This window comes from Paracidovorax konjaci (assembly GCF_900112675.1).
Taxonomy (GTDB): Bacteria; Pseudomonadota; Gammaproteobacteria; order Burkholderiales; family Burkholderiaceae_C; genus Paracidovorax; species Paracidovorax konjaci.
The window spans coordinates 312,124-331,122 of sequence record NZ_FOMQ01000003.1 but is presented as its reverse complement, the minus strand read 5'-3'; the positions used below and the strand labels follow the sequence as shown (position 1 = coordinate 331,122).

Here is an 18,999-nt window from a genome sequence, read left to right as displayed (position 1 = left end):
GCCCGGTTCCCGGCGCCGGTTTCCATCGGCAAAGGCCCCTTGCAGGGGCCTTTTTCATTGGGGGCGCCGCATAATCGCGCGTTTCGCGCAGCAGCCAGGGCCGGATGCGGCAGGCGCTGGATCTGGAGTACCGCCCCCGTGACCCCCACCCGTACCGTTTTCGTTCTCAATGGCCCCAACCTGAACCTGCTCGGCACGCGCGAGCCGGCCGTCTATGGGGCGCAGACGCTGTCCGACGTGGAGCAACTGTGCGCCCAGGCCTGCGCGCGGCACGGACTGGCGCTGCAGTTCCGGCAGAGCAACCATGAGGGCCAACTGGTCGACTGGATCCACGAGGCAGGCCGCTTGCATGCGGCCGGGGAGCTTGCCGGCGTGGTGCTGAATGCCGGCGCCTATACCCACACGAGCGTGGCATTGCTCGATGCCGTGAAGGGCACGGGCGTGCCGCTGGTCGAGCTGCACATCAGCAATGTGCACGCGCGGGAAAGTTTCCGCCACCATTCCTATCTGGCCGCCGCGGCGCGGGCCGTGATGTGCGGCTTCGGCGTGCGCGGCTACGCGCTGGCCATCGACGCGGTGGCGGACTGGTGACGGCCGGGCTTCCTGAAGAGGTCGTTCGCCTCGCTGCGCGGGCGGAGGTCCACGCCACGCCCTGCGGCGCAGGCTCCATGGTATGGCGCGCCTGGAGGGCCCCCGTTTCGCCTGCCGGCGTCCTGCCGCCGCTGGTGCTGCTGCACGGCGGCAGCGGCAGTTGGACGCATTGGGTGCGCAACATCGACACGCTGCTGTCCTGGGGGCGCACGGTGTGGGTGCCCGATCTGCCGGGTTTCGGCGATTCCGCGGTGCCCACCAACGGCTCCGACGCGGATGCGCTGGTGGCGCCGCTGGCCGAGGGCATGCGGGCGCTCTGGGACGGCACGCCCTGCGATCTGGTGGGTTTTTCTTTCGGCGGGCTGGCTGCTGGGCTGCTGCTCGCGGCCGAGCCGGCGCTGGCCCGGCAACTGGTATTGGTCGGTGCCCCCGCGATGGGCGTGGTGCCGCAACGGCAGTTCACGCTCAAGGCCTGGCGCCATTTGCCCGAACATGCCCAGGCGGCGGTGCACCGCCACAACCTGGCCGAATTGATGCTGCACGACGCGGCGCTGATCGAAGGGTTGGCGCTGCAGGTGCACTGCGCCAACGTGGTTCGTGACCGCATGCCACGCCGGCGGCTGGCGCATACCGACGCCCTGGCCGGTGCCCTTCCTGCCGTGCGCTGCCCGGTGCAGGCGATCTATGGCGAGCGCGACGCGCTCTACAAGGGTTTTTTGCCTGCGCTCGAAGGCGCCTACCGCGCCGCGGCGGCCGATTTCCGCGGGCTCTCGCTCGTGCCGGACGCGGGGCACTGGGTGCAGTTCGAGCAGCCCGCCGCATTCGCCGATGCGCTGGCCGCGGCGCTGGCGGCCGGGGCCTGATCCGCGCCATGGCGGCCGCATCGCCCCGGGTGGATGAACGCGAGGTGGTGATCACCGCCGTGCGCGCGCAGGGCCCCGGGGGCCAGAACGTGAACAAGGTCTCCACGGCCGTGCAGTTGCGCTTCGACATCCCCGCCTCGTCGCTGCCGGAGGACCTCAAGGAGCGGCTCCTCGCGCTGAGCGATGCCCGCATCACCCAGGCAGGCGTGGTGGTCATCAAGGCGCAGCAGTACCGCACGCAGGAGGCCAACCGGCTCGACGCCCTGCAGCGGCTGGAGGCGCTGGTGGCGCGCGTGGCCCAGCCCCCGCGCGCTCGCCGGGCCACCAAGCCGTCGTACGGCGCCCGCCAGCGCCGGCTGCAGGACAAGCGCGAGCGTTCCGGCACCAAGGCGTTGCGCGGCCGGGTGCAGGACTGAACTGCCGCGGCGCCGTGGGTGCGCATGGCGCAACGATGTGTCTCGGGCACGCGCCCCTTGGGAACGCGGCCATGCGCACCCATATCCTCGGGGCAACCCTTCCGTTGCGGCATTCCTGGACCGCTCTGCCATGCTTTCTTCTTCCGTGCCTTTGTCGCCGCAGGCCGCTGCGCCTTCTATCCCGATTTCACCGCAGGGGCGGGTGCCGGCACTCTTCGTATCGCACGGTGCTCCGCTGTTCGCGCTGGAGCCCGGCACTACCGGCCCGGCGCTGCATGCCTGGGCGCAGGCGTTGCGGCAGCGCTTTCCCGGCCTGCGCGGGGTGGTGGTGATGTCGCCGCACTGGACTGCCCGCGGCGCGGCCGTGATGACCGGTGCGCAGCCGTCCACCTGGCACGATTTCGGCGGATTCCCGCCGCCGCTCTATGCGTTGCAGTACCCCGCGCCCGGGGCGCCGGACCTGGCTGCCGACGTTCTGGGCTTGCTGCGGTCGGCCGGCATCGCGGCCGAGGCCGATGCGCAGCGGCCTTTCGACCATGGCGCATGGGTGCCGCTGCGGCACCTGTTCCCCGAGGCCGATCTGCCCGTGGTCCAGGTCGCGCTGCCCGCAGGCGCCGGCCCGCGCGAGGTGCATGCCATGGGCACCGCAGTGCGCGGCCTGCGCGACCGCGGCGTGCTGGTCATGGGCTCGGGCAGCATGACGCACAACCTGTCCGAATTCTTCGGTGGCACGGCCGCCGCCCGGTCGCTTGGCTATGTGGACGACTTCTGCCGCTGGGTCGAGGCCGCGCTCCAACGGGGCGACACGGAGGCCCTGCTGGACTACCGCAGCCAGGCCCCGCATGCCGTCCGGGCGCACCCGGGCGACGACCATTTCCTGCCGCTCTTCTTCGCGCTGGGCGCTGCAGGCGAAGACCGCGTGCCGCACTACCTGAGCCGCGAGGTCATGCATGGGTCGCTGGCCATGGATGCCTTCGCGCTGCAGGCAGATGCATGAAACTCCCGACCCCGGACGGTGCTCCAACCGGGTCGATCCACTTCGCCAGCCGCCCTCCGGACGCCTTCCATGCTCGATCTGCCGCTCACATTCCTGAACCGCCCCGCCGCTCCCGAAACGCAGCAACCCTGGCTGCTCGTGCTCATGCATGGTGTGGGAAGCCATGAAAAAGACCTCTTCGCGCTGGCACCCTATGTGCCAGCCTCCTTCCACGTGGTGAGCCTGCGGGCCCCGTATCCGATGGGGCCCGGGGCCAACACCTGGTTCGAGTTCTCGGTGGAGCCCGACGGCAGCCGCACCATCCACGAGGCCCAGGAAATCGCCAGCCGCAGCCTGCTGGCGCGCACCGTGGAAACCGCGGCCGCGCAGTTGGGCGTGCCCCCCGATCGCGTGATCGTGGGCGGGTTCAGCCAGGGCGGGATCATGGCGCTTTCGCTGCTGCTGACCCGGCCCGACCTGCTGCGGGGCGCGATGGTCTGGCACAGCCGCCTGCTGCCCCAGGTGCTGCCGCATGCCGTGGCGCCCGCTGCGCTGTCGGGCAAGGCCCTATGGGTCAGCCATGGCGAGCAGGACAACGTGATTCCCCTGGCCAGTGCCCGCGCGATCCGCGACCATGCGCGTGGCCTGCCGCTGGCGCTGACCTACCGCGAGTACCCGGGCATGCACGAGATCCGGCCCAACGAGCTGCACGACGCGATGGAGTGGCTGGCCGCGCTGGACCTGCCGGAGGCCGTGGCCCGGGAGTGAAAGAAGCGGTTCCATGGAGTAATTGGCCTGTGGCGGTGGCTGGGATAGAGGGTTTTCGGACTGGGGCCCCACGTGCAGGATGCACGGACGCGAGTGCGTGAGGCCATGGGCTGCGCTTCGCCGTGATGGATAGGTATTCGCGCAGGGCGGGCCGCCAGGGCGGCTGGCGTCCGAATATCTTCGCATCGACTTACTGATGCCGGCAGGGCACAACCCGCGATGCGCAAGATCAATCATCCAGGCTTCAAGATTTCCATCCAATTGCCGGTAGCCGCGCCGGCTGCACAGGATGTGGAGATTCGAGGCCCCTCGGGCTCCTTGCCAGCGCTGTCCAGTCCAGGCATATCGCCAAGAACGCGCGCCAAGTCGGAGAAAACAGTGGCGCTCGACGCCGAAATACAAAAGGTGCGTGCGGACATCAACGCCCATCGGCAGCCCGACCTCCCGACCTTGCAGAGCGATCTTTCCAACGTCCAGTCCATTGTCCATGCACAAAATGTGCGAAAGCCGGGACTTGCGTTGTCATACCACGCCAGTGCCGAGTCACTGGTCGAGGCCATGCATGCGATGGACCCGAACCGGAGCCATCGGTTTCGCTCGGTTTTTCGAGTCGACCATCGACCCGGTGGGGTACACCACGCCGTCGTGGATGTGCGCATGCATCCGGGGCATCCGCCGACCGTCATCGCGGTGGAGCCCGCGACCATGGGCGCTGGTACCAACATCGACAGCTATGCGAATTTTGTCGATCTGCTGAGAAGTTCTCCGGGAATGGAGCACGCCCGGGTTTTCATCATTGATGCCGAAGCCCAGAAGTCGGGTGCCGATTGCGTGATGTTCGGGTTGACCTTCGCTTCGCACATGCACAAGGAATCCGGTTTGCTGGATCAGTGGCACGAACGGCTGGCTCAGGATTTGCAGCTTGCAGAGAATGTGCAGAGCGACCGTTTGCCCAGTGGGGTCGCGATTCTCGATGGGCAGAAGTTTCTGCCCCCCGCATTCTTCAAACACGCCCACTCGTTGACGCGGACGCTGGAGGTCCGGCCGGAGCTGGCCGATGCCGTGGTCGGCCATGGACCTGATGGAAGTCCGGAGACCCTTGGGGCACGCAAGGAGCGATTCACCGACCGGCGCATCACGGAGCGGGGGGAGAAAATGACCAGCGCATCCATTGACTACAAGCGGCACGATTACCTGAAGAAGACGCTCGAAACGCTGGCCAAAGAGATGCCCTGACGGGGGCGGCAGGCGCGCGTTTCTGTATTGGCTTGCGCGCCGTGATCTTTCGTCTCGCCGTCACATGCTTTTACGGCCCCATGTCTGAACGGACATCACAATGGCGCCCGAAGCTTGTCGGGCTTCCGTCGCAGGCGGGAGGACTGGCATGCCCAATCCTCGCTTCTGAAAGTCCCCCGCATGCCCGAAACCGATCCGCAGGATTTCCGCCCCCCATCTTCCCGGCCCGCTCCGGCGTCTGCGCTGCGGTGGGTGGTGGCCGGGGTGGCCGGCGCGATCGCGGTGGCGGGTGCGGCCTGGTGGATGGGCTGGCTGCCGCCACCCACCCAGATGCCGGCGCCGATCCCGCCGGCCTCGGTGGCGTCCGGGGCGCAGGGCGCGGCCCCCGTCCCGCCGCCCGTGGCCGCGGCCTCGGGGCCGGAGCATCCCGTGGCGCCCGAGGGCCCGGCCGCACCGGCCACGCCGGCCGAAGCCGACGCCGCCATCGCCCGCTCCCTGGGGGAGTGGCTGGGCGGCGAACGCGTGGCGGCGCTGTTGCGCGTGGACGAGATCGTGCGGCGCATCGTGGTGACGGTGGACAACCTGCCCCGCACGCAGGCCCCGGCGGGGCTGTGGCCCGTGCAGCCCGCGCCACAGCGCTTTCTGGTGCAGGCCGTGCCCGGCAGCGCGGTGGCCGAGAACGGCGCGCCCCTGCACGCCACGGTGGCCCCGGCCAACGCCGCGCGCTACGGGGCCCTGGTGGCGCTGGCCGAGGCCGTGCCGCGCGAGCAGGCCGTGGCGCTCTACCGCCAGCTCTACCCGCTGTTCCAGCAGACCTACGTGGAACTGGGCTATCCCAAGGGCTATTTCAACGATCGGCTGGTGGCGGTGCTGGGCCATCTGCTGCAGACCCCTGAGGTGCAGGGGCCGCTCGACGTGCAGCTCACGCGGGTGCAGGGCGAAGTGCCCTCCACGCGCCCCTGGGTGCGCTATGAATTCGCCGACCCGCACCTGCAGGCGCTCTCCAGCGGCCAGAAGATGCTGCTGCGCATCGGGCCCGAGAACGCCCGCCGCGTGAAGGCCGTGCTGGCCGATGTGCGGCGCCGGCTGGCTTCGGGCGATGCGCGCCCGGGCGCGGCGGCCGCCGCACCAGCCGTGTCCGCCAGTGCGGCGCAGTGATGCCGCACGGTCCGGTTCCTTTCCCGTCATCCTTTCTTCCTATCCTTTCAAGACCATGCCTCTGTTCATCGCCATGAACCGCTTCCGCATCGCCCCGGGCCGCGAGGACGAATTCGTGGAGGTCTGGCGCCAGCGCGACAGCCACCTCGCCCAGGTGCCGGGTTTCGAATCGTTCCATCTGCTGCGCGGTGAAACGACGGCCGAGCACACGCTCTTCGCCTCGCACACCGTCTGGGCGTCGCGTGCGCACTTCGAGGACTGGACGCGCTCCGATGCGTTCCGGGCCGCGCACGCCAACGCGGGCCAGAAGCGCGACCTGTACCTGGGCCCGCCGCAACTGGAGCTGTTCGACGCGGCCTGGTAGCCGGGCGCCGGTCTATCCCGCGGCCAGAGGCAGGGGCAGGGCGGTCTTGTAGCGCACCTGCTTGAGCGCGAAGCTGGAGCGGATCTTCTCGATGCCCGGGATGGGCGTGAGCTGCTCCAGGATGAAGCGCTCCAGCGCGCCGATGTCGGCCACGGCCACGCGGATCAGGTAGTCGGAATCGCCGCTCATGAGGTAGCACTCCATGACCTCGTCGTGCTCGGCGATGCGCCGCTCGAAGTCGGCGAGCGCGGGCTTGGCCTGCGACTTCAGGCTGATGCTGATGAACACGTTGAGCCCCAGCCCCAGGGCCGCCGCGTTGGCGAGCGCCACATAGCGCGCGATCACGCCGGCCGCTTCCAGCGCCTTGACGCGTGCCAGGCACGGCGAGGGCGAAAGGTGCACGCGCCGTGCCAGCTCCACATTGGAGAGCGAGCCATCGGCCTGCAGTTCGGCCAGGATGCGCAGATCGGTGGTGTCGAGCTTCATGTGCCGCAGTTTATGCAAAGCGCGGCACGAAATGCCGCCATTCGGGGTTTGTCAGGACGCGTAAAAGTCACTCATGCCGCGCCCGCATCGCTAGAGTGCCCAGGATGAACGCTCCCACCCCCCTGCATGCCCTGGCCGGCGGCGCGCCCGCCGATTTCGCTTCTGCTTCCGCTGCCGCCGATTCCGATCCGCAAGAAACCGCCGAGTGGCGCGATGCCTTCCTGTCGCTGCTGGCCGCGCAGGGCCCGGAGCGAGCACGCTACGTGCTGGACGAACTGGCGCGGCTCGCGCGCCGCCAGCGCACGGGCTGGCAGCCCACGCTGAACACCCCGTACGTGAACACCGTGGCGGTGGAGGCGCAGCCGGCATTCCCGGGCGACCTGGCCATTGAGGAGCGGCTCGCGTCGCTGATGCGCTGGAATGCGCTGGCGATGGTGGTGCGCGCCAACCAGGCCTATGGCGAGCTGGGCGGCCACATCGCGAGCTACGCCAGCGCCGCCGACCTGTTCGAGGCCGGCTTCAACCATTTCTTCCGGGGGCGCGAGGGCACGGGCGAGGGGCAGCACCGGGGCGATCTGGTGTTCTTCCAGCCGCACAGCGCGCCGGGCGTGTATGCGCGCGCCTTCCTGGAAGGCCGGCTGACCGAAGACGATCTGCAGCATTACCGGCAGGAGATCACGGCGCCGGCCGCGGGCGCGCAGGGGCTCTCCAGCTACCCGCACCCGTGGCTCATGCCGGATTTCTGGCAGTTCCCGACCGGCTCGATGGGCATCGGGCCGATCAGCAGCATCTACCACGCGCGCTTCATGCGCTACCTCACCCACCGCAACCTGCTCGACTGCCAGGAGCGCAAGGTCTGGGGCGTGTTCGGCGACGGCGAGATGGACGAGCCCGAGAGCATGAGCGCGCTGACGCTCGCGGCCCGCGAGGGGCTGGACAACCTCGTGTGGGTGGTCAACTGCAACCTGCAGCGTCTGGACGGCCCGGTGCGCGGCAATGGCCGCATCGTGGACGAACTGGAGCGGCTCTTTGCCGGCGCGGGCTGGAACGTGGTCAAGCTGCTCTGGGGCAGCGACTGGGACGGCCTCTTCGCGCGCGACCTCACCGGCACCCTGGCCCGCACGCTGGGCGGCACGGTGGACGGGCAGATGCAGACCTTCGCCGCCAAGGACGGCCGCTTCAACCGCGACCATTTCTTCGGCCAGACCCCTGAACTGGCCGCACTGGCCCAGGGCCTCACCGACGAGCAGATCGACCGCCTGAAGCGCGGCGGGCACGACCTGGTGAAGATCCATGCGGCCTATGCCGCGGCGGCCGCGCACCGCGGGCAGCCCACGGTGATCCTGGCCCACACCAAGAAGGGCTACGGCATGGGTGCGGCGGGGCAGGGCAAGATGACCACGCACAGCCAGAAGAAGCTCGACGACGCCGACCTGATCGAGTTCCGCAACCGCTTCAACCTGCCGCTCACCGATGCGCAGGCCACGGGCCTGGCGTTCTACCGCCCGGCAGAAGGCAGCCCCGAGATGCAGTACCTGCGCGCGCGCCGCGCCGGACTGGGCGGCGCGCTGCCGCGCCGCGAGACCGCCTGCGACGCCGTGCCGGTGCCCGCGCTGGGCCAGTACGCGCAGTTCGCGCTGCAGGCCGCGGGCAAGGAGATGAGCACCACCATGGCCTTCGTGCGCATGCTGGGCACGCTGCTCAAGGACGCCGCCCTGGGCCCGCGCATCGTGCCCATCGTGGCGGACGAGGCGCGCACCTTCGGCATGGCCAACCTGTTCAAGCAGGTGGGCATCTATTCCAGCGTGGGCCAGCGCTACGCGCCGGAGGACATCGGCTCCGTGCTGTCCTACCGCGAGGCGCTGGACGGCCAGATCCTGGAGGAGGGCATCAGCGAGGCCGGCGCCATCGCGAGCTGGACGGCCGCCGCCACCAGCTACAGCGTGCATGGCCTCGCGATGCTGCCGTTCTACATCTACTACTCGATGTTCGGCTTCCAGCGCGTGGGCGACGCGATCTGGGCGGCCGCCGACCAGCGCGCCCGGGGCTTCCTGCTGGGCGCCACCTCGGGCCGCACCACGCTGGGCGGCGAGGGGCTGCAGCACCAGGACGGGTCCAGCCACCTCGTGGCCGGCACCATCCCCAACTGCAAAGCCTACGACCCGGCCTACGCCGGCGAGCTGGCCGTGATCCTCGACGCGGGCATGCGCGAGATGCTGGTCGAGCAGCGCGACGTCTTCTACTACGTCACGCTCATGAACGAGAACTACGCGCAGCCCGACCTGCCCGAGGGCGCCGCGGCCGGGGTGTTGCGTGGATGCTATGTTTTTGATAGCTATCAAGCCAATGGATCCGGCGGCATGGAGGCAAAAACACCCCAAGGTGGCGTGCAGGATGGCGCAGGCCGCCCGGCCGTCACGCTGCTGGGCTCCGGCGCGATCCTGACCGAGGTGGTGCGCGCCGCGCAACTGCTGGCGGCCGAGGGCATCGATGCCACTGTGGTCAGCGTGACGAGCTGGAGCGAGCTGGCGCGCGACGGCGTGGCCTGCGAGCAGCGCTGGCTGGTGGAGGGCGATGCCCGGCCCGGCACGCCTTGGCTCGCCCAGGTGCTCCAGGGCACGCGGGGCCCGGTCATCGCCGCCACCGATTACGTGCGCGCCGTGCCGGAGACCGTGCGTGCCTTCGTGCCCGAAGGCCGCCGCTATCTCACGCTGGGCACCGATGGTTTCGGCCGCAGCGACACGCGCGCCGCCCTGCGCGGCTACTTCGGCGTGGATGCGGACAGCGTGGCCCGCGCCGCCCGCAGCCTGCTGCAGCGCCCCTAGGCCGCCCGCCGAAAACCCTTCTGGTGCCATGGCCCTGGCCGTGGGACCTGCCCGGCCCGGGTCGCGGCGGCGCGCCGCCAGGCGCTGCGCTGCTGGGGTGGCGGGCGCTTAGCTGGCCTGATCGATCAGCGCCACCGCGTGCCCCAGCGCCTGCAGCGCGGCCTGCGGATCGCCATCGAACTGGGCGTGCACGATGGCGCCGTCCACTGCCAGTGCGAGAACCTGTGCATGCGCCTCCCGCTGCGCCGAGGGGGGCAGCAATGCGGCGATGCGCGCCGCCATGTCCTGCTTGTGCCGGCGGGTGTGCGCATCCACCGCGGGCACGGTGGCGCCCAGTTCCGCCGTGGTGTTGAGGAAGGCGCAGCCGCGGAAGTCCGCATCGCCCAGCCACTCGGCCAGCGCCGGCACCAGCGCCTGCGGTCCATTGCCGTGGCGCTGCAGCACCGCATCGAACCACGCCATCCAGCGCGCATGGCGCTCGGCCAGGAAGGCCTCGACCAGATCGTTCTTGCTGGGAAAGTGCCGGTAGAAGGTGACCTTGGTCACCCCCGATTCGGCAATCACCCGGTCCACGCCGGTGGCGCGCACGCCGTCCCGGTAGAACAGGGCGTAGGCCGTCCACAGGATGCGCTCGCGCGCTGGCAGATCAGGGGTGGCGGCGGGGGCGGTGAGGGGAGCAAGGGGCATGGCGGCATTGTAGACAAGTCTGTCTACATCGACTACATTGCGGATGTAGACAGGTCTGTCTACATTGTTGTCACCCCGTTCTGAAAGGCCCGCTGCCATGACCTCGACCCCTCTCGTCCCTCCCTTCACCGAAGCCACCGCCCTGCTCAAGGTCCGCATGGCCGAAGACGCCTGGAACAGCCGTGACCCCGACCGCGTGGCCCAGGTCTATACCGAGGACACGCGCTGGCGCAACCGCGTGGACTTTCCCGTGGGCCGCGATGCCGTGCGTGCGCTGTTGCGCCGCAAGTGGGCGCGCGAGCTGGACTACCGGTTGATCAAGGAGCTGTGGGCTTTCGGCGGCGACCGCATCGCCGTGCGCTTCGCCTACGAATGGCACGACGATTCGGGCAACTGGTATCGCTCGTACGGCAACGAGAACTGGGAGTTCAACGCAGAGGGGTTGATGCAGCGGCGCTTCGCCTGCATCAACGACCTGCCCATCCGCGAGGCCGAGCGGCTGTTCCACTGGCCGCTGGGCCGCCGCCCGGACGGCCACGCATCGCTCAGCGACCTGGGGCTGTGACGCTGCCCGGGGATGGTGGCGGGACTGTCCTGGCCTGCGTGATGTGGTCCACGAAGAGCCGCACGGCCTCGGCGGGGTTGTCGCGGCTCCAGACCACGCCCACCGGGCCGAAGCGGATCGTGCGGTCCAGCGGCAGGATCCGCATGTTGCCCAGCGCCGCCTGGTATTCGGCCATGGCTTCCGAGCACACGCCCAGGTAGTCGCCCTGGTGGATCAGCGCCTGCAGCGTGGTGATGGCGGCGGTCTCCACCTTGGGCAGCAGCCAGGGCGCGCCGCTGTCGAGCAACGCGGCGTCCAGTTGCGAGCGCATCAGCGTGCCCTTGGGCGGCATGATCCAGTCCTCTTCCAGCAGGTCGGCCAGCCGCAGGGGGCCGGCAGCGTCCCAGAGGCGGCTCGCGCGGCCGACCACGAGGCAGACGTTGTCCTCGAACAGCTCCCGGTGCTCCAGCCGCGCATGATGCGCGCGGGCATCGAGCGAGCCCACCACCACGTCGAGCTGCTTGTTCTGCAGCCCTTCGAGCAGGTTGCCGAATGGGCTTTCGGACACCGTGACCGAGATGTGGGGGTGCAGCCGCTGGAATTCCGCCAGGGCCTGCGGCACGCCGCGCGCCACCCCGGCCCACACGCTGCCGATGTGCAGCCGCGCGGTGCGGCCCTCGGCCACCGCGCCCAGCTCCATCTGCGTGCGCGAGATGTCGCCCAGCACGCCAATGGCCAGCCGCTTCATGATGACCCCGGCCGGCGTGAGCTGGATGCGCCGCCCGCGCGTGACCAGCGGCATGCCCACCAGCTCTTCGAGGTCGGCCAGCCAGTGCGACATGGCTGACTGCGTCATGTGCATGCGCACGGCGGCCTCGGTGAGCGTGCCGGCCTCGTCCAGCACGAGGAACGACTCCAGGTGCTTCACCTTCAGCCGGCGCGCCCAGGCGACTTGATCATAGAAACCCATGAGCAAATGCTAATGGATCCATCGGGCGAATTCGCTGGTGCGGCGGCGGGCGCCTCCGAATAATCCAGGGAGCAGCGGTGCCTTGCGGCCCGCGTTCCCACCCCTGATCCCCTCGGAGACTGCAGACCATGAAGAAATTCTCTTGCCTTGCCGCGTTGGCGGCCGCCGCGCTGTCGTGGGCCGCCCCGGCCCTCGCGCAGGACGCCGCCGGCTACCCGGGCACCCGGCCGATCCGGCTCGTCGTGTCGCAGCAGGCCGGCGGCAGCTCCGACACGGTCGCGCGGCTCTGGGCGGAGCACGCGGGCAAGGCGCTGGGCGCCAGCATCGTGGTGGAGAACAAGCCCGGCGCGGGCGGCATCATCGCGGCGCAGCAGGTGCTGGGCCAGCCGGCCGACGGCTACACACTGATGTTCGGCGGCGTGTCGCAGATGGTGCTCAACAAGTTCGTCTACAAGCCGCTGCCCTATGACCCCGAAAAGGACTTCACCGGCGTGGGCATGCTGAGCACGGTGCCTTTCGTGCTGGTGGCCAACCCCGAGACGGGCTTCAAGTCGCTGGACGATCTCGTGAAGTACGCCAAGGCGCATCCCGGACAACTCAATTTCTCGTCGTCGGGCCTGGGTAACTCCACGCAACTGGCGGTGGAGCTGCTGCAGAAGAAGCTCGGCATCTCGATGACGCACGTGCCGTTCAAGGGCGAGCCCGACGGCCTCATGGCCACCATCGGCGGGCAGACGCAGGTGATGGCCCCGGTGGCCGGCACCGCGCTGCCCCATATCAAGAACCGCAAGGTGATTCCGCTCGTGGTGCTCGCACCCTCGCGCCTGCCCGAGCTGCCCGACGTGCCGGTCGCCAACGAACTGGGCGTGAAGGATTTCGACACCATGGGCTGGAGCGGCATCGTCGCGCGCAGCGGCACGCCCCCGGCCATCATCGCCAGGCTGCACGAAGGCACGCGTGCCTTCCACGCCAGCGCCGAGGTGCAGTCCAAGCTGCGCGCGATGAACGCCATCCCCATGCCGGGGCCCGCCAGCCAGCTCATGGAAACCGCCCGCCGCGACGCCCAGGCCTGGGGCCCGACGCTGGACGCCTTGAACCTGAGCGGCAAGTGAGGACGGCCATGAAAAAGCAAGCGATGGTGTCCTGCCCGCAGCCCGAGGCGGCGGAGTCGGGCATCGAGGTGCTGCGCGCGGGCGGCAACGCGGTGGATGCCGCGGTGGCCACCGCGCTCGCGCAGACCGTGGTGGACCCGCTGATGTGCGGCATCGCCGGCTTCGGCACGGCGGCCGTCTACATGCAGGGTGCCGCGGGCCCGGCAGCGCACGAGTACTTCGACTTCCACGCGCCCGCGCCGCTCGCCTGCCGCGAGGACATGTGGGCCGGCCTGCTCGAAGGCGAGACCAAGGACGGCTTCGGCTTCATCCTGAAGGGCCGCGTCAACGACATCGGCCCGCAGTCCATCGCCACGCCGGCCACGCTCAAGGGCCTGGAGGCCATGCACCGCGCGCACGGCCGCCTGCCCTGGAAGGACGTGGTGGCGCCCGCCATCGCCTGGGCGGCCGAAGGCTTCTTCGTGCGGCCCGGCATGCATGCGTTCTGGATCGACGAGCCCACCATGGGCCGCGCGAGCAACCTCGACCGCCTGCGCCACAGCGGCGAAGGGCGCGCTCTCTATTGCCGCGCGGACGGCTCGCCCAAGCCCATCGGCACGCCGCTCGCCAACCCCGGCATGGCCAGCGTGCTCGCCCAGGTGGCCGAGGAAGGCATCTCGCCGTTCTACGAGGGCGAGCTGGCAAGCCGCATGGTGGAGCACGTGCAGTCGCAGGGTGGCCTGCTCGCGCGCGAAGACCTCGCGCGCTACCGGGTGCGCCGCGTGGCGCCGCTCAAGGGCAGCTACCGGGGCCGCACCATCACCACCAACCAGCCTCCGGGCGGCGGCGCCATGCTGCTGCAGATGCTGAACATCCTGGAGAACTTCGCGCTCGCGGAGATGGAGCACAACGGGCCGGACTACCTGCGCCTCCTGAGCGAGGCCATGAAGAAGGCCACCTCCGACAAGGACCGGCACATCGGCGACCCGGCCTTCGTGCAGGTGCCGCTGGAGGAGTTGCTCTCCAAGCAAGGCGCCGCGCGCGTGGCGGACGCCATCCGTGCCGGGCAGCGCTTCAGCGTGGAGCGCGTGAACCCGGGCGCCCCCGTGCCGCGCGACACCACGCACCTGTGCGTGGTCGATGGCGACGGCAACTGCGTGTCGATGACGCATTCGCTGGCCATGCCCTCGGGCGTAATCACGCCGGGCATGGGCTTTTTCTACAACGGCTGCATGGGCGTGTTCGATCCGCGCCCGGGCCGCGCGGGCAGCATCCAGCCGGGCAAGAGCCGGTTCACCTCCTCGTGCCCGAGCATCGTCTTCAAGGACGGCCGGCCCGAGATCGTGCTGGGCGCGCCGGGCGGCACGCAGATCGCCATGGGCGTGCTGCAGGTGCTGCTGAACATGATCGACCACGGCATGGGCATGCAGGAGGCGGTGTCGGCGCCGCGCTTCTCGTCCACCAGCAACTCCATCGACGTGTGCAACCGCATCCCGCGCCACGTCACGCGCGTGCTGCAGCAAGAAGGCGTGGAGGTGTTCCGCAACCCGTACAACTACACCATCGGCTGGGTACACGGCGTGCAGATCGCGGCGGATGGCCGGCTGCACGGCGGCGCCGATCCCGGCCGCGACGGCGTGGCCTACCGCACCGCGGTGGATTGACCCGGACGGCGCGCGTGCAGCATCAGCCCGCGGGCTGGAAGAACGCGTCCAGCACGGGCCGCAGCGTGGGGAATTCCTGCGCGAAGCGGTCGCGGCTGACGAAGTAGGCTTCGCAGGCCACGGCGAAGAATTCGGCCGGCGCGGTGGCACCGTAGGCATCGAGCCACGGCCATTCGCCGCCGAAGCGCTCGGCGATGATGACCTGCTCGCGGAACTCGGCATAGGCCGGCTCCCAGGCGGCACGCCAGCGCTCGCGCGCGCTGCGGGTGTCGCGCGCGCCCATGAAGCCCGGCGGCAGGGGCGGGTAGCCGTCCGCGCCGCCGTTGCGCATATCCAGCTTGTGCACGAACTCGTGGATCACCACGCTCGTGCCGCTGCCCGCGGTGCCGCGCGCGAGCGGCCGGCCGGCGCCGTCCACGGCCGGCCAGCTCAGCATCACCGGGCCACGCTCCATCGCCTCGCCCAGCAGCACTTCGTCGTAGTCGTGCACCACGCCGGCCGCATCCACGGACTGCCGGCGGGCCACCGCTTCGCCCGGGTGGACCACAATGCCCACGAAGTCGTCGTACCAGGCGAGGGCCTGCGCCGGCTCGCCCCAGTGCAGCAGCGGCAGGCAGGCCTGCGCGGCGATGGCGACGGCCATGGCGTCGGTCACCTCCATGCCGTGGGCACCGGTGAACTCCTTGCGCTGCAGGAAATGGGCGCTCAGCGCGCGCAGCTTGGCCTGGTCGTGCAGCGGCAGCGCGGCCAGGAACGGGTAGCGCGAGAGCGTCTGCAGCCAGAGCGGGGCGTTGATGTCGGGGACGGGCGCCAGCGTGGCGCGCACGCGGTTGACGAAGCGGCGGAGGGCGTGGCGAAAGGGCGCGTGCATGCCCTCAGGTGGGGACGAGCGCGACGCGTTCCAAGCCCTGGGCGGTGAGCCGCAGCGCGCCGGCCCGCGGCGCGAGGGAGTCGAGGTCCCAATCGGTCAGGACATGGCGGGTGAGGGCGGGCGCACCGCCGCCGCCGGGTGCCGCTTCGCGCAGCACGTGGTCGGCCGGCAAGTGCGTGTGGCCGTGGATCAGCGCGGGCGCGTCGGCCGCCGCGAGCCATGCCAGGGCGGCCGCAGTGTCGACGTCGCCGTAGAAGCCGGAGCCGGACTGCTTGCGCGCCTCGCTCTCGGCGCGCACGCTGCGGCCCTGGGCGCGGCGGTCCGCCAGCGGGCGGGCCAGTACCTGCGCCTGCCACTGCGGGTCGCGCGCCACGGCGCGGAAACGCTGGTAGTCCACGTCGTCCAGGCACAGCGCATCGCCATGGCTCAGGAGCCAGCGGCGGCCCGCGAAGACGAGCACGGTGGGGTCCTGCAGCACCGGAACGCCGGTGGCCGTGGTGAAGCCATCGCCGACGAGGAAGTCGCGGTTGCCGTGCATGAAATAGAGGGACCGGCGGGATGCGGCGCGGCGCAGCAGCGCGCAGCCCTCGGCCTCGAAGCTTCCGGGCTCCTGCAGCGCGTCGTCGCCCACCCAGACCTCGAACAGGTCTCCCAGCAGGAATACGGCGTCGGCAGGGGTGGTGTCCAGGTAGCGGGAAAAGGCGCGCACCGTCTCCGGATGATCGGCATCCAGGTGCAGGTCGGAGATGAAATCGACCGTGCGCCAGGCGCTGGGCGCGACGAATTCCGGGAGAGACGGCACGGTCGGAGGCATCGGGCGGAAGGACGGAGGGCGAACGAAGGGATATCGGGGGCGTCGATCCGGGTCCGCCGCACCATCGGCAAGGGTGTCGGCGGCAGACCGGCAAGCGGCCCACGCGGAACCGGGAGAGCGGGGCGGCCGCCGAGGCGGCTGCGCCCGCAGCGGCTCAGTTCGGTGTCAGAGCGCGACAGCCTTCTCGATGATCACGTCGTCCTTCGGCACGTCGTCGTGGAAACCCTTCCGGCCCGTCTTCACGCCCTTGATGGCGTCCACGATCTCGGTGCCCTTGACCACCTTGCCGAACACGGCATAGCCCCAGCCCTGGGCGGACGGCGCGGTGTGGTTCAGGAAGCCGTTGTCGGCCACGTTGATGAAGAACTGCGCGGTGGCCGAGTGCGGATCGCTTGTGCGGGCCATGGCCACGGTGTAGTTGTCGTTCTTCAGGCCGTTCTGGGCTTCGTTCTCGATGGCTGCGTCGGTGCCCTTCTGGTTCATGCCGGGCTCGAAGCCGCCGCCCTGGATCATGAAGCCCGGGATCACGCGGTGGAACACCGTGTTGTCGTAGTGGCCCTTCTTCACGTAGGCGAGGAAGTTCTCGGTGGATTTCGGCGCCTTCTCGGCATCGAGTTCGAGGGTGATCACGCCGTGGCCGGCGATGTGGAGTTCGACTTGGGGGTTGCTCATTCGGGTTCCTTGGTAAGTCCGGGAGGGGGACGGTGGGGGGCGGGCGAGCGGGGGCTCACTGCACCACGGTGGCGGAATTGATCACGACGGGCGTGGCCGGCACGCCCTGGTGCATGCCGCGGTTCGTGGTTTCCACCGCCTTGATCTTGTCGACCACTTCCTTGCCGCTCACCACCTTGCCGAACACCGCGTAGCCGTGGCCGTCCGGGTTGGGCGCGTTGAGAGCGACGTTGTCCTTCACGTTGATGAAGAACTGCGAGGTGGCCGAATCGGGGCTGCCGGTGCGGGCCATGGCGATGGTGTAGGCATCGTTCTTGAGGCCGTTCTTGGCTTCGAGCGGGATCGGCGGGCGCGTGGGCTTTTGCTGCAGGTCGGGCGTGAAGCCGCCGCCCTGGATCATGAAGCCGTCGATCACGCGGTGGAACACCGTGCCGTCGTAGTGCTTGTCCTTCACGTACTGGAGGAAGTTCTCCACCGTCTTGGGGGCCTTGGCGGGATCGAGCTGCACGACGATGTCGCCCAGGGTGGTCGCCAGCTTGACCTTCGGCGCGGCCGCGGCCTGCCCCATGGCCGAGGGGGTCAGCGCCGCGAACGCGAGGCCGGCCAGGGCGGCGGCGGCATGTCGTCTGGAAAACATCGTCTTCATCATCCAATCACTCCTTCGAAAAAGATCTGCCATTGCTGGCCCTTGCGCATCCAGTACTGGCGCTTGACGGGGCCGGTGCGGGCGCCTTCGGCCACTTCGCCGAACGTTACCACCATGGTGTCGGAGGCATCCGTCCAGCGCAGCAGCGAGCGGTCCTTGAGGTGCAGCGGGCGCCCGCGCAGCGCGCGGGTCTCGGCCTCCAGGCTCTTGGCATAGTCGGCAAGCTGCATCTTGCCGTAGCTCTGGAAGCCGGGCGCGTAGAACGACAGCAGCCGCCGCACGTCGCCCTGCGACTTGGCGGTGCGCCACGCGTCGAGCACGTTCTCGAACTGGCGGCGCTCGCCCAGCACGGCCTGGGGCTGTACCCACTGGATCTGCCGTGCGATCAGCACCGGCGTGGAGCGGGGCTCCACGGTGCGCAGGATGCGCTCCAGGTCGGGGTTGGCGAGCGCTAGGCAGCCGTCGGTGGACAGCGGCGCGCGCGAGAACTGCTCGGACGGCGTGCCGTGCAGCCAGATGCCGCTGCCGGTCTTGCCCCGGCTCAGGTCCAGCGGATTGGGGTAGTTGATGGGCAGCGCCCCCGCGCCGTAGAAATCTTTCAGCGTGGCGGGGTCGAGCCGGCTCGTGATGAAGTAGACACCCAGCGGCGTGCGCTGGTCGCCCTCCAGGGCCTTCTCGATGCCGAGCTTGCCCACCGAGGCGTAGTAATCGGCGATCAGCTCCAGACCCTGGTCGGTGTTCTGGAACAGGTACAGGCGCGATCGCGAGGCATCGACCGCGATCGCATGGCGCGAGCGGGGCGACAGTTCCAGGAACTGGGCGGGAATGGCGCGCGCGCCAGGGCGGATGCGCAGCGCATCCGTGCGCTGGCGCGACTCGGCGCGCAGCTCGGCCAGCACCTCCGCCGCGGTGGGCGTGGGGGGCTGGGGCGCATCGCCCTGGCCGGCCGGTACATCGCCCAGTTGGCGCAGGGGCCGTGTGCGGGCCGACAGCAGATCGCCCAGCGTGAGTTGCGCGAGCTGGAAATGCGGGTAGTCGCGCACCAGGCTCTCGGCCTTGGCCAGTGCTTCGCGGCCACGGCCTTCGCCGGTGAGGCGGTAGACCTCCATGAGGCGCTGCTCGGCCTGGCCGTCCCGCAGCGGCGCGGGCTGTGCGCGGGCGGGTGCCTTGGTCTGGGAGCGCTTGGCGCGCGCGACGGCGCGCTCCTTGTCGCCCTGGGCATAAGCGCCCGGCGGCACCAGGCCGCAGAGCACGGACAGTGCTGCCGCCGCCGCGACCGTGCGGCTCCGTAAGGGAATGGCCACGGACATGCGCGGCTCTACAGGGAGAGAAGGGTGTGGGGGCCGCCCCGCGCCGC

Annotated in this window: 20 protein-coding genes; 12 read left to right on the top strand and 8 right to left on the bottom strand. The window is 69.9% G+C overall.

Annotation, left to right across the window (positions count from 1 at the left end; all coding sequences use genetic code 11):
• Nucleotides 1-138: 138 nt before the first annotated feature.
• The 8 genes from aroQ (at nt 139) to hmuQ (ending at nt 6,372) form a co-directional block, all read left to right on the top strand.
• Nucleotides 139-591, top strand: coding sequence for a type II 3-dehydroquinate dehydratase (aroQ, locus tag BM144_RS05965; protein ID WP_092950377.1), 453 nt, complete (start codon nt 139-141; stop codon nt 589-591).
• A 77-nt stretch (nt 592-668) separates the two neighbouring features.
• Nucleotides 669-1,454, top strand: coding sequence for an alpha/beta fold hydrolase (locus tag BM144_RS05960; RefSeq protein WP_092950376.1), 786 nt, complete (start codon nt 669-671; stop codon nt 1,452-1,454).
• 8 nt (nt 1,455-1,462) lie between these two features.
• Nucleotides 1,463-1,870, top strand: coding sequence for an alternative ribosome rescue aminoacyl-tRNA hydrolase ArfB (gene arfB, locus BM144_RS05955; RefSeq protein WP_092950375.1), 408 nt, complete (start codon nt 1,463-1,465; stop codon nt 1,868-1,870).
• 130 nt (nt 1,871-2,000) lie between these two features.
• Nucleotides 2,001-2,867 carry a dioxygenase family protein gene (locus tag BM144_RS05950; protein ID WP_092950374.1) on the top strand — a complete coding sequence of 289 codons (867 nt, stop codon included), beginning with the start codon at nt 2,001-2,003 and terminating at the stop codon, nt 2,865-2,867.
• 69 nt (nt 2,868-2,936) lie between these two features.
• On the top strand, nt 2,937-3,614 hold the full coding sequence (locus tag BM144_RS05945; RefSeq protein ID WP_092950373.1) for an alpha/beta hydrolase: 678 nt from the start codon (nt 2,937-2,939) through the stop codon (nt 3,612-3,614).
• A 219-nt stretch (nt 3,615-3,833) separates the two neighbouring features.
• Complete coding sequence (locus BM144_RS05940; protein WP_092950372.1) at nt 3,834-4,850, top strand: YopJ family acetyltransferase; 1,017 nt, start codon at nt 3,834-3,836, stop codon at nt 4,848-4,850.
• 180 nt (nt 4,851-5,030) lie between these two features.
• On the top strand, nt 5,031-6,008 hold the full coding sequence (locus BM144_RS05935; protein WP_092950371.1) for a DUF3014 domain-containing protein: 978 nt from the start codon (nt 5,031-5,033) through the stop codon (nt 6,006-6,008).
• Nucleotides 6,009-6,063: 55 nt separating this feature from the next.
• Complete coding sequence (hmuQ, locus tag BM144_RS05930) at nt 6,064-6,372, top strand: heme-degrading protein HmuQ (RefSeq protein WP_092950370.1); 309 nt, start codon at nt 6,064-6,066, stop codon at nt 6,370-6,372.
• Between the two features lie 12 nt (nt 6,373-6,384).
• Here hmuQ and BM144_RS05925 read toward each other — a convergent pair whose 3' ends face one another.
• Nucleotides 6,385-6,858: an Lrp/AsnC family transcriptional regulator gene (locus BM144_RS05925; RefSeq protein WP_092950369.1), complete on the bottom strand. Its 474-nt coding sequence runs from the start codon at nt 6,856-6,858 to the stop codon at nt 6,385-6,387.
• Between the two features lie 104 nt (nt 6,859-6,962).
• Here BM144_RS05925 and mdeB point away from each other — a divergent pair, with 104 nt between their 5' ends.
• Nucleotides 6,963-9,683, top strand: a complete 2,721-nt coding sequence (gene mdeB, locus BM144_RS05920; protein WP_092950368.1) for an alpha-ketoglutarate dehydrogenase — start codon at nt 6,963-6,965, stop codon at nt 9,681-9,683.
• A gap of 108 nt (nt 9,684-9,791) precedes the next feature.
• Here mdeB and BM144_RS05915 read toward each other — a convergent pair whose 3' ends face one another.
• Nucleotides 9,792-10,370: a TetR/AcrR family transcriptional regulator gene (locus tag BM144_RS05915; protein ID WP_092950367.1), complete on the bottom strand. Its 579-nt coding sequence runs from the start codon at nt 10,368-10,370 to the stop codon at nt 9,792-9,794.
• Nucleotides 10,371-10,467: 97 nt separating this feature from the next.
• On the opposite strand from BM144_RS05915, the gene BM144_RS05910 reads away from it, so the two are divergent.
• Nucleotides 10,468-10,935, top strand: a complete 468-nt coding sequence (locus BM144_RS05910; RefSeq protein WP_092950366.1) for a nuclear transport factor 2 family protein — start codon at nt 10,468-10,470, stop codon at nt 10,933-10,935.
• Here the strand turns inward: BM144_RS05910 and BM144_RS05905 are convergent.
• Nucleotides 10,916-11,884 (bottom strand): LysR family transcriptional regulator, encoded by a 969-nt coding sequence (locus tag BM144_RS05905; protein ID WP_092950365.1) that lies wholly within the window; start codon nt 11,882-11,884, stop codon nt 10,916-10,918. The two genes, BM144_RS05910 and BM144_RS05905, sit on opposite strands and share 20 nt — an antisense overlap.
• Before the next feature lie 128 nt (nt 11,885-12,012).
• On the opposite strand from BM144_RS05905, the gene BM144_RS05900 reads away from it, so the two are divergent.
• Both BM144_RS05900 and ggt read left to right on the top strand, forming a co-directional pair.
• Nucleotides 12,013-12,996 carry a Bug family tripartite tricarboxylate transporter substrate binding protein gene (locus BM144_RS05900; protein ID WP_092950364.1) on the top strand — a complete coding sequence of 328 codons (984 nt, stop codon included), beginning with the start codon at nt 12,013-12,015 and terminating at the stop codon, nt 12,994-12,996.
• 8 nt (nt 12,997-13,004) lie between these two features.
• Nucleotides 13,005-14,639, top strand: a complete 1,635-nt coding sequence (ggt, locus tag BM144_RS05895) for a gamma-glutamyltransferase (RefSeq protein WP_092950363.1) — start codon at nt 13,005-13,007, stop codon at nt 14,637-14,639.
• Nucleotides 14,640-14,661: 22 nt separating this feature from the next.
• Here the strand turns inward: ggt and BM144_RS05890 are convergent, their stop codons facing one another.
• The 5 genes from BM144_RS05890 to BM144_RS05870 form a co-directional block, all read right to left on the bottom strand.
• The gene (locus BM144_RS05890) at nt 14,662-15,510 is read right to left on the bottom strand and encodes a M90 family metallopeptidase (protein WP_092950362.1); all 849 of its coding nucleotides are present in this window, start codon (nt 15,508-15,510) and stop codon (nt 14,662-14,664) included.
• A gap of 4 nt (nt 15,511-15,514) precedes the next feature.
• Nucleotides 15,515-16,324 (bottom strand): UDP-2,3-diacylglucosamine diphosphatase, encoded by an 810-nt coding sequence (locus tag BM144_RS05885; protein WP_092950361.1) that lies wholly within the window; start codon nt 16,322-16,324, stop codon nt 15,515-15,517.
• A 165-nt stretch (nt 16,325-16,489) separates the two neighbouring features.
• Nucleotides 16,490-16,996, bottom strand: a complete 507-nt coding sequence (locus tag BM144_RS05880) for a peptidylprolyl isomerase (RefSeq protein WP_092950360.1) — start codon at nt 16,994-16,996, stop codon at nt 16,490-16,492.
• 55 nt (nt 16,997-17,051) lie between these two features.
• On the bottom strand, nt 17,052-17,633 hold the full coding sequence (locus BM144_RS05875) for a peptidylprolyl isomerase (protein WP_175525965.1): 582 nt from the start codon (nt 17,631-17,633) through the stop codon (nt 17,052-17,054).
• An 8-nt stretch (nt 17,634-17,641) separates the two neighbouring features.
• Nucleotides 17,642-18,952: a L,D-transpeptidase family protein gene (locus BM144_RS05870; RefSeq protein ID WP_092950358.1), complete on the bottom strand. Its 1,311-nt coding sequence runs from the start codon at nt 18,950-18,952 to the stop codon at nt 17,642-17,644.
• Nucleotides 18,953-18,999: the final 47 nt, after the last annotated feature.

Excerpts from the sequence above, each read along its gene's own strand:
- BM144_RS05960 (WP_092950376.1), top strand. The coding sequence starts at position 669 with ATGGTATGGCGCGCCTGGAGGGCCCCCGTTTCGCCTGCCGGCGTCCTG.
- arfB (WP_092950375.1), top strand. The coding sequence starts at position 1,463 with ATGGCGGCCGCATCGCCCCGGGTGGATGAACGCGAGGTGGTGATCACC.
- BM144_RS05950 (WP_092950374.1), top strand. The coding sequence starts at position 2,001 with ATGCTTTCTTCTTCCGTGCCTTTGTCGCCGCAGGCCGCTGCGCCTTCT.
- BM144_RS05945 (WP_092950373.1), top strand. The coding sequence starts at position 2,937 with ATGCTCGATCTGCCGCTCACATTCCTGAACCGCCCCGCCGCTCCCGAA.
- BM144_RS05940 (WP_092950372.1), top strand. The coding sequence starts at position 3,834 with ATGCGCAAGATCAATCATCCAGGCTTCAAGATTTCCATCCAATTGCCG.
- BM144_RS05935 (WP_092950371.1), top strand. The coding sequence starts at position 5,031 with ATGCCCGAAACCGATCCGCAGGATTTCCGCCCCCCATCTTCCCGGCCC.
- hmuQ (WP_092950370.1), top strand. The coding sequence starts at position 6,064 with ATGCCTCTGTTCATCGCCATGAACCGCTTCCGCATCGCCCCGGGCCGC.
- BM144_RS05925 (WP_092950369.1), bottom strand. The coding sequence starts at position 6,858 with ATGAAGCTCGACACCACCGATCTGCGCATCCTGGCCGAACTGCAGGCC.
- mdeB (WP_092950368.1), top strand. The coding sequence starts at position 6,963 with ATGAACGCTCCCACCCCCCTGCATGCCCTGGCCGGCGGCGCGCCCGCC.
- BM144_RS05915 (WP_092950367.1), bottom strand. The coding sequence starts at position 10,370 with ATGCCCCTTGCTCCCCTCACCGCCCCCGCCGCCACCCCTGATCTGCCA.
- BM144_RS05910 (WP_092950366.1), top strand. The coding sequence starts at position 10,468 with ATGACCTCGACCCCTCTCGTCCCTCCCTTCACCGAAGCCACCGCCCTG.
- BM144_RS05905 (WP_092950365.1), bottom strand. The coding sequence starts at position 11,884 with ATGGGTTTCTATGATCAAGTCGCCTGGGCGCGCCGGCTGAAGGTGAAG.
- BM144_RS05900 (WP_092950364.1), top strand. The coding sequence starts at position 12,013 with ATGAAGAAATTCTCTTGCCTTGCCGCGTTGGCGGCCGCCGCGCTGTCG.
- ggt (WP_092950363.1), top strand. The coding sequence starts at position 13,005 with ATGAAAAAGCAAGCGATGGTGTCCTGCCCGCAGCCCGAGGCGGCGGAG.
- BM144_RS05890 (WP_092950362.1), bottom strand. The coding sequence starts at position 15,510 with ATGCACGCGCCCTTTCGCCACGCCCTCCGCCGCTTCGTCAACCGCGTG.
- BM144_RS05885 (WP_092950361.1), bottom strand. The coding sequence starts at position 16,324 with ATGCCTCCGACCGTGCCGTCTCTCCCGGAATTCGTCGCGCCCAGCGCC.
- BM144_RS05880 (WP_092950360.1), bottom strand. The coding sequence starts at position 16,996 with ATGAGCAACCCCCAAGTCGAACTCCACATCGCCGGCCACGGCGTGATC.
- BM144_RS05875 (WP_175525965.1), bottom strand. The coding sequence starts at position 17,633 with ATGTTTTCCAGACGACATGCCGCCGCCGCCCTGGCCGGCCTCGCGTTC.
- BM144_RS05870 (WP_092950358.1), bottom strand. The coding sequence starts at position 18,952 with ATGTCCGTGGCCATTCCCTTACGGAGCCGCACGGTCGCGGCGGCGGCA.